This window comes from Flavobacterium sp. (assembly GCF_035456085.1).
Lineage (GTDB): Bacteria > Bacteroidota > Bacteroidia > Flavobacteriales > Flavobacteriaceae > Flavobacterium.
Genome location: NZ_DATIDY010000202.1, coordinates 1 through 14,983, shown reverse-complemented (window position 1 = coordinate 14,983; position 14,983 = coordinate 1). Strand labels below are relative to the sequence as shown.

At 31.6% G+C, this 14,983-nt stretch carries 16 protein-coding genes and 2 pseudogenes; 3 read left to right on the top strand and 15 right to left on the bottom strand.

The annotated features are described in order from the left end of the window. The 12 genes and pseudogenes from VLC96_RS15430 to VLC96_RS15375 form a co-directional block, all read right to left on the bottom strand. A pseudogene (locus VLC96_RS15430) lies at positions 1–737 on the bottom strand (F0F1 ATP synthase subunit alpha); the annotation flags it as partial. A 36-nt stretch (positions 738–773) separates the two neighbouring features. Further along, the gene (atpH, locus tag VLC96_RS15425; protein ID WP_325264333.1) at positions 774–1,307 is read right to left on the bottom strand and encodes an ATP synthase F1 subunit delta; all 534 of its coding nucleotides are present in this window, start codon (positions 1,305–1,307) and stop codon (positions 774–776) included. A 2-nt stretch (positions 1,308–1,309) separates the two neighbouring features. Continuing rightward, a complete protein-coding gene (locus tag VLC96_RS15420; protein WP_325264331.1) occupies positions 1,310–1,810 on the bottom strand; it encodes a F0F1 ATP synthase subunit B in 501 nt (166 codons plus the stop codon). Positions 1,811–1,934: 124 nt separating this feature from the next. Beyond that, the gene (gene atpE, locus VLC96_RS15415) at positions 1,935–2,126 is read right to left on the bottom strand and encodes an ATP synthase F0 subunit C (RefSeq protein WP_077374818.1); all 192 of its coding nucleotides are present in this window, start codon (positions 2,124–2,126) and stop codon (positions 1,935–1,937) included. A 93-nt stretch (positions 2,127–2,219) separates the two neighbouring features. Then, positions 2,220–3,374, bottom strand: coding sequence for a F0F1 ATP synthase subunit A (gene atpB, locus VLC96_RS15410; RefSeq protein ID WP_325264330.1), 1,155 nt, complete (start codon positions 3,372–3,374; stop codon positions 2,220–2,222). A gap of 118 nt (positions 3,375–3,492) precedes the next feature. Further along, entirely contained in the window at positions 3,493–3,885 is a 393-nt protein-coding gene (locus VLC96_RS15405; RefSeq protein ID WP_325264328.1) for a DUF6168 family protein, read from the bottom strand. Between the two features lie 9 nt (positions 3,886–3,894). Continuing rightward, a complete protein-coding gene (locus VLC96_RS15400) occupies positions 3,895–4,131 on the bottom strand; it encodes an AtpZ/AtpI family protein (RefSeq protein ID WP_325264326.1) in 237 nt (78 codons plus the stop codon). Beyond that, the gene (locus tag VLC96_RS15395) at positions 4,112–4,498 is read right to left on the bottom strand and encodes a bactofilin family protein (RefSeq protein WP_325264324.1); all 387 of its coding nucleotides are present in this window, start codon (positions 4,496–4,498) and stop codon (positions 4,112–4,114) included. Before VLC96_RS15395 ends, VLC96_RS15400 begins: the two co-directional genes overlap by 20 nt. A gap of 2 nt (positions 4,499–4,500) precedes the next feature. Continuing rightward, complete coding sequence (gene porW / locus VLC96_RS15390; protein ID WP_325264322.1) at positions 4,501–7,152, bottom strand: type IX secretion system periplasmic lipoprotein PorW/SprE; 2,652 nt, start codon at positions 7,150–7,152, stop codon at positions 4,501–4,503. A gap of 88 nt (positions 7,153–7,240) precedes the next feature. Continuing rightward, on the bottom strand, positions 7,241–7,936 hold the full coding sequence (locus VLC96_RS15385) for an ABC transporter ATP-binding protein (RefSeq protein ID WP_325264320.1): 696 nt from the start codon (positions 7,934–7,936) through the stop codon (positions 7,241–7,243). Positions 7,937–8,036: 100 nt separating this feature from the next. Then, positions 8,037–9,497 (bottom strand): DUF5687 family protein, encoded by a 1,461-nt coding sequence (locus VLC96_RS15380; RefSeq protein WP_325264318.1) that lies wholly within the window; start codon positions 9,495–9,497, stop codon positions 8,037–8,039. Positions 9,498–9,699: 202 nt separating this feature from the next. Continuing rightward, positions 9,700–9,795: pseudogene (locus tag VLC96_RS15375) on the bottom strand (PadR family transcriptional regulator); the annotation flags it as partial. A 149-nt stretch (positions 9,796–9,944) separates the two neighbouring features. Between VLC96_RS15375 and VLC96_RS15370 the strand changes: the two are divergent. Next, a complete protein-coding gene (locus VLC96_RS15370) occupies positions 9,945–10,997 on the top strand; it encodes a ferredoxin--NADP reductase (protein WP_325264316.1) in 1,053 nt (350 codons plus the stop codon). 147 nt (positions 10,998–11,144) lie between these two features. Here the strand turns inward: VLC96_RS15370 and VLC96_RS15365 are convergent, their stop codons facing one another. Continuing rightward, the gene (locus VLC96_RS15365; protein ID WP_325264314.1) at positions 11,145–12,158 is read right to left on the bottom strand and encodes a glycosyltransferase family 9 protein; all 1,014 of its coding nucleotides are present in this window, start codon (positions 12,156–12,158) and stop codon (positions 11,145–11,147) included. 46 nt (positions 12,159–12,204) lie between these two features. Then, positions 12,205–12,810 carry a DUF4254 domain-containing protein gene (locus tag VLC96_RS15360; protein ID WP_325264312.1) on the bottom strand — a complete coding sequence of 202 codons (606 nt, stop codon included), beginning with the start codon at positions 12,808–12,810 and terminating at the stop codon, positions 12,205–12,207. A 90-nt stretch (positions 12,811–12,900) separates the two neighbouring features. On the opposite strand from VLC96_RS15360, the gene upp reads away from it, so the two are divergent. Further along, positions 12,901–13,554 carry a uracil phosphoribosyltransferase gene (gene upp, locus VLC96_RS15355; RefSeq protein ID WP_325264310.1) on the top strand — a complete coding sequence of 218 codons (654 nt, stop codon included), beginning with the start codon at positions 12,901–12,903 and terminating at the stop codon, positions 13,552–13,554. Here upp and VLC96_RS15350 read toward each other — a convergent pair. Further along, a complete protein-coding gene (locus tag VLC96_RS15350) occupies positions 13,549–14,478 on the bottom strand; it encodes a DUF6427 family protein (protein ID WP_325264308.1) in 930 nt (309 codons plus the stop codon). The genes upp and VLC96_RS15350 overlap by 6 nt on opposite strands. 143 nt (positions 14,479–14,621) lie before the next feature. Here VLC96_RS15350 and VLC96_RS15345 point away from each other — a divergent pair, with 143 nt between their 5' ends. Next, complete coding sequence (locus VLC96_RS15345) at positions 14,622–14,852, top strand: DUF6341 family protein (RefSeq protein ID WP_325264305.1); 231 nt, start codon at positions 14,622–14,624, stop codon at positions 14,850–14,852. Positions 14,853–14,983 lie beyond the last annotated feature (131 nt).

Below are 14,983 nucleotides of genomic sequence, written 5' to 3'. Positions count from 1 at the left end.
GGAGCATAAACTTGCATTGGAGCAGGATCAGAAGCATTTGCAGCTACGATCACTGTATAAGCCATTGCTCCTTTTTCTTCTAAAGTTTTTGCAATTCCAGCAACTGTAGAAGCTTTTTGTCCAATAGCTACATATATACAAAATACAGGTTTTCCTGCATCGTAAAATTCTTTTTGATTTAAGATGGTATCAATACAAACAGTAGATTTTCCAGTTTGACGGTCACCAATAACAAGCTCACGTTGTCCACGACCAACTGGGATCATAGCATCAACCGCTTTAACCCCTGTTTGAAGAGGCTCAGTAACTGGTTGACGGAAGATAACTCCAGGAGCTTTTCTTTCTAATGGCATTTCAAATAATTCACCAGTGATTGGCCCTTTACCATCAATTGGTTGACCAAGTGTGTTCACTACACGTCCTACCATTCCTTCTCCTGTTTTAAGAGAAGCAATACGTTGAGTTCTTTTTGCAGTTGATCCTTCTTTAATTCCTGTTGAAGGTCCTAAAAGTACCACCCCAACATTGTCTTGTTCAAGATTCAAAACGATCGCCTCTAATCCATTTTCGAATTCAACTAGCTCACCGTATTGAACATTTGAAAGCCCATAAATAAGAGCAATACCATCTCCAACTTGAAGTACAGTTCCTACTTCTTCTAGCGTTGCACCAGATTCAAAACCCTCTACTTGCTTTCTTAATATTGCTGATATTTCAGCAGGTTTAATTTCCGCCATCTTAATTTATAATTTAGACACTAATGTGTAATAAAACTAATTACTTAACTCTCTTTTTAAAACTTGTAATCTGTTGGCAACAGAAGCATTATACTGCTGATCGCCTATTCTTAAAATAAATCCTCCAATGATTGATGGATCTACAATATTTTCAATCGTGATTTTTTTATCTGATAATGTTGCAATTTTAGCTTTAACCTTCGCTTCCAACTCAGCATCCATAGCTATTGCTGTAGTTACTTTAGCAACTTCAACATTATTTTTGATATCAAATAACTTATTATACTCTGTTGCAATAGCGTTCAGAATTTCAAATCTTTTATTTTCAAATAATAAATGAAATAATCCTTTGGTTACATTGTCAACACTAGCAAAAACTTCTAAAAGTGCGTTCTCTTTTACATCAACTTTAATGGTTGGGTTATGAATAAAAGTATTCAATTCCTCATTTCCTTTAATAGTTGAAGCAATAGATTTCATGTCATTATTCACAACTTCTGATACTCCTTTTGAAGAAGCTAAATCTAAAATTGCCGTTGCATAACGATTTGCTGCTCTAGTACTTGCCATGATTAGTTCAATTTTACATCACCCAACATTTTCTCAACTAATTTAGTTTGAGCTTCTTTGTTAGATAATTCTTCTTTTAATAATTTTTCAGCAATGCTAAGAGACAAAGTAGAAACTTGTAATTTCAATTCAGACATAGCTGCATTTTTTTCACTTTCAATTGCAGCCTTAGCTTGTTCGATCATTTTTTGACCTTGAGCTTGAGCTTCAGTTTTTGCGTCTTCAACCATTTTGTCTTTCATTTCACGAGCCTCTTTAAGCATGTTGTCACGCTCCAATCTAGCTTCTTGTAAAATACGTTGGTTATCTGCTTGTAAATTTTGCATTTCTTTTTTAGCATTTTCTGCAGAAAGTAATGCGTTTTTAATTCCTTCTTCTCTATCATTTACAGCATCAAGAATTGGTTTCCAAGCGAATTTTTTCAATAACAAAATTAATCCAACAAATATTACTACTTGCCAGAAAAACAAACCTAACTCAAACTGATTTATTAACTTTTCCATTTTTTTATAAATTGTAAATTGTATTTTAAAAAATAAAATTTAATCTGTTTAATATAATTTTCAACAATTAATTAAAACAATAGTTACAACCAACCGTTGCAACTATTGTTTTTTTGTGTTTTAATTAAGCTGCGAATAACGCTGCGAAACCAATACCTTCAATAAGTGCAGCTGCAATAAGCATAGCTGTTTGGATTTTTCCAGAAGCTTCTGGTTGACGAGCGATAGCGTCCATTGCTGAACCACCGATTCTACCAATACCTAAACCTGCTCCGATTACAATTAATCCTGCTCCTACAATAGTTGGAATTTGCATAATATATATAATTAAAAATTAAACATTCTTTTTTGAATTCAATTGGTAATTTGTTGAAGCGTTGAACTGTTCTACAAATAACAATTAAACATTTTAATGATGAGCTTCCTCATGGTGATGCTCTTCTACTGCAGAACCAAAGTACAACGCAGATAACATCGTGAAAATATATGCTTGCAAAAATGCCACTAATATTTCAAGAATAGAAAGTGCAAATGACAATCCAAAAGACAAACTGCTTCCAATCCAACTTTTGAAAATAAACATCAATCCAATAATACTCATCAATACGATATGTCCGGCAAAAATATTCGCATACAAACGAATCATCAATGAGAAAGGCTTAATAAAAACTCCTAATAACTCAATTGGAGCCAAAACCAAACGCATCACTTTTGGCACACCTGGCATCCAAAAAATATGACCCCAGTAGTTTTTGTTGGCTGTAAAGTTTGTAATTAAAAAAGTAAGGATTGCTAATGAAAATGTAATGGTAAAATTTCCGGTAACATTGATACCAAAAGGCATTAACCCAAAAATATTCAAAAACAAAATGAAGAAAAAGATAGTCAATAAGTAACTCATGTATCTTTTATAATGTTTCTCACCAATATTTGGAATCGCAATTTCATCGCGGATAAAAACAACTAACGGTTCAAAGATACGAGCTCCTCCAGTGGCGATTCCGTTATTTTTAGCGTAGGATTTAGCCAAGCTTGTAAAAATAAAGAACATCAAAACCGCTGCAATCATAATAGACAAAACCGATTTTGTAATCGACAAATCCAAAGGACGTACATTGGTTGGGTGCCCCGTTTTTTCGTCTTCGGTCAAAGTCCCTGTAGCATCTGTTTTATAAATTTTACCGTCGTGGTGATTTATTACATAATAGTTCCCGTTTGACTCAGCTACAGCTTCACCGTGCTCGAATTTTGAAGAAGAAAAAACCTGAAGACCATTATCCCATATAATAACAGGTAATGAAAAACCATAATGTTTTCCTGTTTCGTCATCTTGGAAGAAAGTAAAATCGTGGGAATCCAAAACGTGGTGATTAATAAATCCTTTTATTTTAGACTTTACATCAGTAGGTTCAGCGTGTTCTTCGTGAGCTGATTTTGCGACCTCATGAGTCTCTACAGTTTTAACATTTGTAGTATCTGGTTCTGGGTTTGCAAAACTAATAAACGGAAGACATATAACGTAACTTGCTATAATTAATCTAAGTGCTTTTTTGGAAATCACCATATCTCTTAAATATCTTGTTTTTTAACGATTCTAAAATTTGGTGCAAAGGTACATTTTTTATTAATAACCGAAAGCATATAAAACTTTTTTTTAAGAAATAGATAACTGAATTTTTGAATTATTTCTTTTCGTTAACTAACCGTATAGTAAAAAGGGTCTCAATTATTAAAAAGATAATAAACAGTACAAAAAAATTTATTCTTTCAGTAGGATTATTTGGCTCAGTTGTATGTAATAATGGTCTCAATGCCAGATAGCAAAAAATCATTTTTATGCTGGTTACTACAAGAAAAGACATTCCAACATTATCAAAACTCCTTTTTTTGATGGTTATTAAAACCTGAAAAATTATTGCTGATAAAATGAAAAAAAACAAATAAAGGTTCTCTAAAGAATAATGAAAATGAGTCTGATCAATATTTAGACTATTGAAAACCATTTTGTGGATTAGGTATAAAAAGAATGCAATACCCAATAAAGCAACAAATGGATATGATTTTTTAAGATTCATTTGGATTTTTTATTGTTTTTTATTGATGTCGTTCACTTGTCTCATAACATTATAAAGAGCCAAAAACACTCCAATTATCACCATTATTTTTACATAATATACTTTTGGACTTGGGTGTTTTTCGTCTAGCCAGTTTCCCAAATAGGAAAACAGGAAGATGATAACTCCCATTTGTATTGGTATGTTTATCAGAGACAACCACTTATTATAGTTGTTTTTTTTAGGATCATTGTTGTTCGTTGGCATTTGTTGATTTTTTTGCATTTGACAACATTATACATGATGCGCTAAAGACTGCGCCTGGTTCTACAGATAGTTTACCTATCTCAACTTCTCCAATAATGCTTGCTGATTCTTTAATATTTAACATGTTTTCAACCCGCATTTTTCCTTCAAATTTTCCTTCGATATCTGCTGTATTACAAATAATGTCTCCTTTGACTCTCCCTGCTGGACCAATTACCAATTTCCCATTAGATGTAAAATTACCAATTAACTCACCATCGAGCCTGAAATCAGCTGGTGAAGTGATATCGCCGTGGATCCTTGTACCTTCTACAATTCTATTGGTTTTCCCTAATAGATCTGTGTATGATTTTGGTTTATCAAACATAATTACAGTTTTTTTAATGAAAGATATTCATCTAAATTTTTCTTGATTTGGACTATCTTATAATTTTCACCTGAAATTATAATTCCTGGTTGCTTGATTTTATATTTTTCATTCTCAGCAAAAAGGGCGACAACAAATTGAGCGTATGATTCTGAGTGAATGCCTTGAATTGTAATAAAACTTTCTTTTTCAGTATATAAATCACAGCTGTATTTTAGCATCTCTACATTTTCATTAGCAAAAAATAAAACTATTTTGCTTTCAATTGCTGCTTCGGTTTTAGTGTCATTTTTGTCAATTCTAAAAATAACTTTCCAGTTTTTGTTATCCGCTGTACTGAACTTTAATTGCTCTAGAAGTGGAATTTGCGTTTTAAGAATTTCTATCGCATCTTTCCCCTCATTGCTATTTGAATAATTATCAGCTACATATTGCATTGCTTTTTTATAAGCTGTTAAGCCATATAATTTACCAATAGTGTTTGCTTTTAATAATTCAAATTTAGGAACAATAGCTTCTCCTGTAAAATGATTGATCAATCCGTCAATTTGCTGTAAAACTGCTGCAAAATATTCTTGCTTGAACAATCTGTACAAATTATCATATTCTCCTTCTGGGGTTCCGATTCCAGTAGTACCTGCATTGGGATTTATAATAATTTGTGCATAACGAGAATCGGGATATTGGTTTACTATTTCCTGTTTTAACGCTGCTGCTTTTGTTGGATCTGTAATTTCATAAATTTTATACAAATTGTATTTTGTAGGCAGTATTAATTTTTCTTCTGGCTGCAATTGCAACAATTTTTCCAGTCTGGTGGATGCTAAATTATATTCTTTGAATTTCTCTTTATAAATAACTCCTAATTCGAGATAAACTGAATTTCTTTCTTTTACAATACTATCAATTACTTTTTGTGATTTTGGTAATTGTTTTAAATAATACTCCGTTGTATATCTTTCGTCTAATGTTGTTGTTATAGCTTTTTTATCATCCGAAGTAGCAATATTATCAGATGTTATGTTTGCTGATGCATTTGCTCCCTGATCAGTTGCTGTAGAAAATCTCCAATACGTATTTTGAGCTCTGTTACCCCAGATTTTTTTGAATTCCAATCTTCCATAAGCAACTGTATTTGGATTATAAAAATAAAAAGTATTGGCGGCAGCATTTCCTATTGTACTTGGTGGATCTGTAGGCGGATTTAATGGTTGTGCATTTTGATTTGGAACTGCTATATTTTGATCATTCGGAGCAGAATTTAACATTATATTGTTATCTATTTTCTTCTGTTTCTCTTCCAATAACTTTTTAAGTTCGTCGCTACTTTTTAATTTTTGAATATAATTTTCAAAGTAAACAACTTTTTCGGGATCAGTTAATTTAGCAACATAAATAATACTATCGTTTCGTTTGGCAATTTCTTCATCAATAATAACCTGATCCAAATCTCTCCTGATTTTTGAAATCTGAAGATATTCTCTGGTTTTAGGATCTAATAATTCCAACGATTTATCATAATTTTTGGCCGCACTCAAATATTCGGTATGCTTAAAATATAAATTTCCAATATTTCTATAATTGGAAGCATTTAAATAAGGATCTGTTGATTTTGCGTCTAATGAAGCGTGATAGAAATCTAATGCTTTTTCTTTTTCCTCATGATGGTCATAAAAAATACCCATACTGTGATAAATTACGTCCAAATATGGTCTGTTTTCTCTGTCTTCGATAATTTTTTTAGATTTTTTGATAAACAAATCATAATCAGCATCTTTATAATCTGAAAGTTGAGCTTTCTTAGCATACGCTTCAATTACAAACTTTCTTTCGGCTTTTCTATTCATATCAATAACATTTTGATAAAAATAAATTGCGCTGTCTTTTTTACCGGCTTCTTCGTATAATTGACCAAGCAAAAAGGAGTAGCGCTCTTTTTCCTCATGAATTTTTGTGAATTCATTTGCCAATTTTAATTTTACAATCGCACTATCTTTTTCTTCTAAATTTAAAAAAGCACTAGCCAAGATAGCATTCGCATTTGCAAATTCCTGATGATTTAATTTCTGTTTTTTAACCTCTTTTACTGTATACTCGTTATCTTTAATAAGTTTTGAAATATTTTTTATAGCAACGGCTTCATTACCTAAACGAACGTTGGTTTTTTCACGCCAAATTTTGGCATCATAAATATTACTACTATTGGGATATTTGTAAAGAATGTAATTGAAAGCATCTAAAGCAGGAATAAATCTTTGATCATAATATCTTGATTTTCCTAATAACAAATAAGCTTCGTCGATTTGATAATTTTTTTCGTTTCCTTCAATATTCATCGAGTGCTTTTGAATAGCTTTGGTAGCTTTTGCTTCGGCTAATTCAAAGTCGGCATTTTTAGCTTTTCCATCTGCAGGCACGTCGTCGCTAAGCTGCATTTTTTCGATAGGCAAACGCTTCCAGAAATTTTCGGGAGTATTGTCATTGATTGCTTTAATGCCTTTGTCTAAAGCAATTTGTCCATTGTACAAGATATTATATTTTGTACTCAAAGCATGGGAATTTCTCGCCAGCATAGTATCTTTCTTGGTAGAACAAGCTATCAAGAAAGACAGAAAAATTAAAGCTAAAAAATATTTAGATGTATTGCTATTCAAAAGAAAACGTTTAAGTCTTTAAAACTTGTGAAAAAGTGTTTTAGTGTAACGACTTGTAAAAATACGTTTCTTTTTGTAATATATAAATTTAAACCGCAAAAAACAATTCCAATTCGTGAAGCGTTTCTTTGGAAGTAAGCATATCTTTTACAACTTCTCCTTTATTTAAGGCAACAATTCTATCGCAAACATCAACGGTGTGCTGCAAATCGTGACTAGAAACCAAGATCGTAATATTTGGATTATCAGCTAATTCCCGGATGATATTTTTTAGTCTGTTCACTGTTGTTGGATCTAAATTGGCAAATGGTTCATCTAAAATTATTACTTCTGGATTTCCAATTAAAGTTGCAATAATTCCAACTTTTTTTTGATTTCCTTTGGATAAATCTCGCAGGTATTTTTTGTTTTTAAGGATTTCGCCATTAAAAAACTCTTCATATTGAAGTAATAGCGCATCAATATCAGCTTTATTTTGTCCTCTCAAATCGCCGATGAAATAAAAATATTCTTCGGGAGTTAAATATCCTATCAGGAAACTCTCATCCAAAAAAGAGGCTGTAAAAGATTTCCATCCTTCATTAGTACTCACGGGAATTTCATTATTTAAAATAGTTCCTGTTGTTGGCTGAATTAAATCTAATAACAAACTGAAAAAAGTTGTTTTCCCTGCTCCGTTATTACCAACCAATCCAAAACTTTGCCCTTTTGGAATTTCTAATGATTGTATGTTTAATACTGTTGTTTCGTTATATTTTTTGGAAAGATTATTTACTTGTATCATGGTAATTTTAGAATTAAAATTTTAGACTTTAGATTATTCTGGTTGCTTGTTCAGACACTGTGTGATTGAGACGTTGCATTGCAACGTCTCTACATGATGATCACCCTTTTTGTTTATATGCTGCGATGGTTTTGTATTTTTCTTTTTTGTAAATTTTCTCTATAATTGAAAAAACCTTGCTTCTAAATACAAATCCTAATACCCCTGTTAATGCTACCAAAGCCAAACCAAATTGTGGACTACTAAAACGAGAACCTAACCAATATAAAAGTACTGGCAAAAACAGTTTAGGTAATGTAAGTAGCATTGTATTGACATTCATTGATTTCTTGTCACCAAAAGCTCCTTTGGACATTGCTAAATCTATTGGTGTCTTTGTGTAAGCGCCTCCTAACAGAACCAAATGGGAATTCACACCAATATTATAAATGGCACCTGCCACAATAGTAAGATATGTTTGCCAACCAAAATACAAATAGAAAGAAGCCAAAATAGTTGAAACAACTGTAGCAATTACAATGAGCCACCATTTTGAATTCAAATAACCTCGATAAGGTATATTTTGCGTCATCATCAATTGATAATACGAACTATCCCAACTTGGAACCAGCTGTCCAAAAGTGAATAAAAATCCTCCCGAAACAAATATCCCTGCAAATATGTGCATTGCTGGTGGTTGTGAAGGGTTCTTAAAAAATATCAATCCATAAAATAAAAACAACGCACTCATCGCCACTGTTGTTTTCGAACGTTTGTTTCTTTTGATTAATTTAATGTCATTCTTCAAAAAAATTCCTAAAGTTCCAAACTGGTTCAACCATGTTAGATCTTCAGTTTTGGCAATATCATTTTTAACAGACAATCCTGCATCCAGATATAAATCGCCTTTTAGAAAATTATAATTCCAATAATAAAGGCCTGCTAAAACTAAAACTGGAATTATAAAAAGCCAATTGGTATGAAACAGTCCTTCAAAAAAAGGAAGTGTATAATTCGTTATATCAAAAAGTTTATAATATTGACAGCCCGCTAAAACTAAAGCGATCGTAATAAAAATCCCCAACAAATTATCTTTATTGTTCAATAAAATGTTTAAAAAGTTATTACAATAAATTAATGAAAACATTGCTATGCCCCAAACCACAACACTTATCGGATTAAAACCTTCATACAACAAAACAGCGCAAAAAGGAAGAAATAAAAATGCATGTCCTATATTGAAAAAAGACAAAGCTGTTTTACCTAAAGAAAAATGAACAATTGTTGGTCTTTTAAATGGTAGTGTCAACAAAGGTCGAATGTTCATTACAGGAATTGCCTGAAGCAAAAGCCTTATAATCAAATCCATCAAAAAGTAGTAGATTAAATACTTGTTTATAGTTACCAAAGGATCTAATTTCATTTCCCTTAGAATGTAAAAAGCTCCAACACCCAAAGCTAAAAAACATAAGGTAAAATAGAGAACCAGAAATCCAAGTAAAATTTTCATCGCCAGATTCGTAGCGAAAGAAGCCGACCTCAAAAAAGATTTCCATTCGAGATAAATAAATTTTGCAATCATGGTTTTTATTTTGGTTTGTTAATGAGTCTATTAGGCTAAAAAAATGTTACAACAAAAAGAAATTCTATTTTTCTATTAGAAATCTCATGAATTAAATTACGATAATTCCTGTCAATATTCCAAACATCCAAAACACAAGAAACAATGGTAAAATTTAAGATTCACTGAACTCCAATGTTTCTTAAATAATTTTTCCAATTTAGGTAATTCCATAGCCATACATTTTATCATTTTCTTTCTGCAATTTCATAATTATGGTATTCAAACTTCCTTGGTATAATTGTAAATTTTTAATCATTTCATCATTGCAAGGCCAAAGATAATCTTAAGGTATTGATTATAAACATACATAAGAAGCTTATACGTGACCAAATTATGTGCAATATTTCAAAATGAATCATTTTTAGAAAACGTTATCGTTTACTATCTTTGCAAAAAATTAATCTCATGCCAAATTTCCTTAAACTGATTGTAAAAGAAGTAAAACGCGAAACCAAAGATGCTGTTTCAATACTTTTTAATGTTCCCGAAGAATTAAAACCGGATTACAGTTTTATTGCGGGTCAATACATTAATTTACGATTGACATTAGACAATACTGAAATGCGTCGTGCTTATTCTATTTGTTCAGCTCCAGAAAGTGGTGAGTTGAGAATTGCCGTAAAAGCTGTAAAAGATGGTGCTTTTTCTCAATTTGCTAATACTAAATTAAAAGCCGGAGATGTTCTTGAAGTAGGAAAACCAGAAGGGAAATTTATTTTTGAACCCGAAAGTGATCGTCAAAAAAATTACATTGCTTTTGTAGCAGGTAGCGGAATTACTCCCGTTTTATCCATTATAAAATCGGTTTTGAAAAACGAGCCTAAAAGCTCATTTACACTTGTTTATGGAAACAAATCTCCTGAAGAGACTATTTTTCATCAGGAATTACACGATTTGCAATTGCAATATGTTGGCCGTTTGTTTATAGATCATGTATATAGCAGAGTAAATGTTGAAAATGCATTATTTGGCCGAATTGATAAAGCTAATGTAAATTATATCTTGAATACAAAACATGCCACTATGGATTTTGACAAATTCTATTTGTGTGGTCCAGAAGACATGATTAATACTGTTTCTAATATATTAAAAGAAAAAAATGTAAAAGAATCAGCTATAAAATTTGAACTTTTTACCTCATCTTCACAAGAACAACCTATCAGCCAATCTTTAAATGGTCATTCTAAAATAACAATTTTGGTTGATGATGAGGAAACTAGTTTTGAGATGTCACAAAAACAAAGCATTCTTGACGCTGCACTTAAAGAAGGGATTGATGCTCCTTATTCTTGTCAAGGCGGAATTTGTAGTAGCTGTTTAGCCCGTGTCACTGAAGGTCACGCTGAAATGAGAAAAAATTCTATTCTTACCGATAGTGAAATTGCAGAAGGTTTAATTCTAACTTGTCAGGCACATCCAACGACTCCAACGATTCGTGTGGATTATGATGATGTTTAAAAAAAGTAGTCAGATAGCAGATCTCAGTTAGCAGATTGAAAAGCTTGAAAATAAATGCCCTAGATTCTCAGATTTATAAACTGAGGACTAGGGCATAAACATTTAATTTATTTGCTATTATAATCGTGTATGACGCAATGCTGAAATCTATTCGTATACTGCCGACTGGACACTGCTCACTACTTTCTCAGGAAGAATCGTTCTCATAGCATCTTCATAACCATCCACGTTTTTATTACCGTAAACTGAAGTTGGCAATTTTGGATACTGATTTCTATCAGAAACCAAAGCATTTTCCAATGGCTGATTAAACGGTGAAAATCCAGCATAAGGATGTGTTGCGCCCCAAAGTGTAATTACTTTTACACCCAACATCGCTGCAATATGAGCATTTCCAGAATCCATAGAAAGCATCACATCTAAGTTGCTCATAAGTTGTAACTCCTGTTGGAATTTAATTTTTCCAGCAGCCACAATCACGTTTTCTTTATCTTTTGCAAGAGAATTTAAAAGCTCAATTTCCTTTTTTCCTCCACCAAAAAGCAAAATTTTTTGAGTTTTATTATTTGCTAATTCATTGATAACTTCCTGCATCAAATCCAACGGATATACTTTGGAATCATATTGTGCAAAAGGAGCAATTCCAATTAGTTTTTGATAATTATCTCCAATTAATTCCTTGATTTCAGTATTTATAATTGCTTTTTCAGGAAATTTAGGATTGGATAAATCCACTGTAAAACCAAGCTGTTCAAATACTTTTACGTGTCTTTCGAACATTGTTATTAAGGGTTTGAAGATTTTATTTTCAAGACTTGTTAAGGCTTTTTTCTCAGCTCTTCCCTTATCAACAGCTGCGACTTTTTTTCCGCATAAAGCAAAAAGTGTTCGAACCACTTTGGAACGTAATACATTGTGTAAATCTGCAAAAGCATCAATTTGCAATGCTTTCAGATCTTTAAATAACTGCAACAAGCCTTTGAAGCCTTTATGACGCTCTTTTTCATCAAAGGAAAAAAAAGTCAAATTTGGAATTCCATCAAAAAAAGGTTTGAAAAAAGGTCTGGAAACAACTGTGATTTTTACCTCTGGATACTGATTTGTAAAAGCTCGCAAAACAGGAACCGTCATGGCGACATCTCCCATTGCGGAAAGTCTCATGACGGCTATATGTTTAATCTTTAGTGACAAATTTGTTGCCAATAAACTATTTTTTATTTTGATATAAAACCGGATTCAAATCATCATCGTTGTACATTTTCATTTGTTTGTACACTTTCATGAATTTATCACCATTTTCGATATCAGTCAATAATTCTTCAATTGCAGTAGATAAATCTGATCTTTGCTCCAAAAGAATGTTCAATTTTGCCTGACATTTATCTCTGTGATCTTGTGAAGCTTCGGCACGATTAGCCTCTTCATTCATATGATAGATTTTTAAAGCTAAAATTGACAATCTATCAAATGCCCAAGCTGGACTTTCAGAATTGATTTTTGCATTTTCTTTTACAACAACATGACTGTATTTTTGAAGAAAATAACTATCAATATATTCAACCATGTCTGTTCGCTCTTGATTTGAAGCATCAATTTTCCTTTTCAAAGTTAATGCCGCAACTGGATCAATATTTGGGTCACGAATGATGTCTTCATAATGCCATTGTACGGTGTCAATCCAATTTTTTAGATATAATAAATGTTCGAATTTATCTTTTGGAAAAGGGTTGTTTATTGGTTGATCCACATTATCAAACTTGTGATAATCTTTTATACTTTGCTCAAATACTGAATAAGCTAATTTTGAAAACATATCTTTTATGATTTTAGAAATACAAAGATACTTTTTATACTTTTATACTATAGAAAAAAGTCTAGAAATTCAGTTCTTAATAACGTAACCATGAAAATTCATTATTTATCGGAAAAAAACAGTGTTTTAAATCATTTTTTGGGTCAAATCAGAAATGTAACCGTCCAAAAAGACAGTATGCGTTTTCGTAGAAATATTGAACGGATTGGCGAAATTATGGCTTATGAAATAAGTCAAACTTTATCATACAAATCGGTCGCAATCACGACTCCTCTTGGCGTAAAAGAAACAACAGAAATCGCAGATCAATTGGTTTTGTGTTCTGTTTTAAGAGCTGGATTAAATTTACATCAGGGATTTTTGAATTACTTTGATAATGCTGAAAATGGTTTTATTTCGGCCTATAGACATCATCCCAATAACGATCACTATTTTGATATCCTTGTAGAATATGAAGCTATCACCGACATTGTCAACAAAAATCTGTTATTAGTCGATCCCATGCTGGCTACAGGGCAATCTTTAGTTGCGGTTTTTAATAAATTAATCGATAGAGGAAAACCAAAAGAAATTCATATCGCTGTTATTATTGCGGCGCCAGAAGGTGTTGCCTATTTGGAACAAAACTTGCCTGATTCGTGTCACCTTTGGATTGCTTCATTGGATGATAAGCTCAATGACAAAAATTATATTGTTCCAGGTCTTGGAGATGCTGGCGATCTATCTTATGGAACTAAATTATAACTGAGAAAAAAAAGCAAATAAACTACATGCCATAAGCACGAAAATCACAATTTCTTCCTTCAATTTAGGCTGAGATATTTCGATATGAGATGTTGCCAATATTGCAAGCGGCGCAAATGTAAAAACCAATACTTCATTGGTTTTATTGGCAGATAACACGAAAATTAAGATTCCGATAAAGAAAGATGCGATTACAGTTTTATACGAAGAAAGCAATACCAAAGGTCTGCTGGACAATGTAATGAACATTGATGCGACAAAAAATAATGCTGCTGTAATATAGATTGAAAAAGCAGCATTTTGATAATTGTTTTTGAAATAATCAATTCTTAAATCAATTTTACAATTTTCTTTTAAAAAAGCGATGCTGTTGATGTCAAAGATTAAAGAACAGGCAATAAACAAAATCGTTACCGTCAAAAGAGCGATAAATGGAATTACCCAATTTCTATAATCACGAGATACGTGAAATATAATTGATATAAAAACCAAAAGAAGATACAAAATACTCCAAAAGTGAAGTAAAGCTGCCATAAAAATCCACAATGAAGCATCAAAAAGTTTCTCTTTAGAATCTTTTAATGTTTGCAACGAGATAAGTCTACGAATGGCTAATAGTACAAAAAAATTAGCCAGAATTAAATTAGAATTTTTAAATAAATCTGGAAAAAAAATCAGAAACAAAAAAGTAAAAAAAGCCGTGTACGTACTGTCTTTACTGAGTCCGTTTTTTTTGGAAATAAAACTATTAAGAAAAACCGTTGCAAATAAAATCAAAAACAAACCTGTTTTTTGGAGAATAGAAATCACAGAATTTGTCCAAGCTATGTCTTGAATTTGATACAGGAAAAAGAAAACCAGCATTAAAATAACAACCAAAGAAAAATTAAATGGTGTAGATTTTTTAAAAACACTTGTTATCATAAGGATATTTTATATTTTTGCGACTGTAAATATAATACTTGTTTAAAAAGGAAAGGGACAAGATTAAAAAAGATTCCTAACAAAGTTTGTTTTAACCCCCGAATTTCCAAAAAATAAAATAATAAAATTTAAAGAGATACATTATGACATCATTTTTTGAAGGAATACAATATTTATTTGTAAACATTTTATTCGCTCCTCTAGACTTTTTGCGTTCACTAGAACTTAAAACTTGGTTTGGTGCCAATTTTATCAACTGGATTTTTATGATTATTTGCTCAGTTGCTATTGTATACTGGTGTAAACAATTAAAATTACATAAAGATAGTGGTGAAGATCAACAAGATACTACAGCTCATTCATTTTTAGGATAATAATATCAAATCCAAATAAATAGAACACAAATGGAACTTTAAAATTCCATTTGTGTTTTTTTTATGTCTTTAAATTAAATCAAATCCAATATCTTTTCTGAAATTCATTTTATCAAAATGTATTTTGTTCA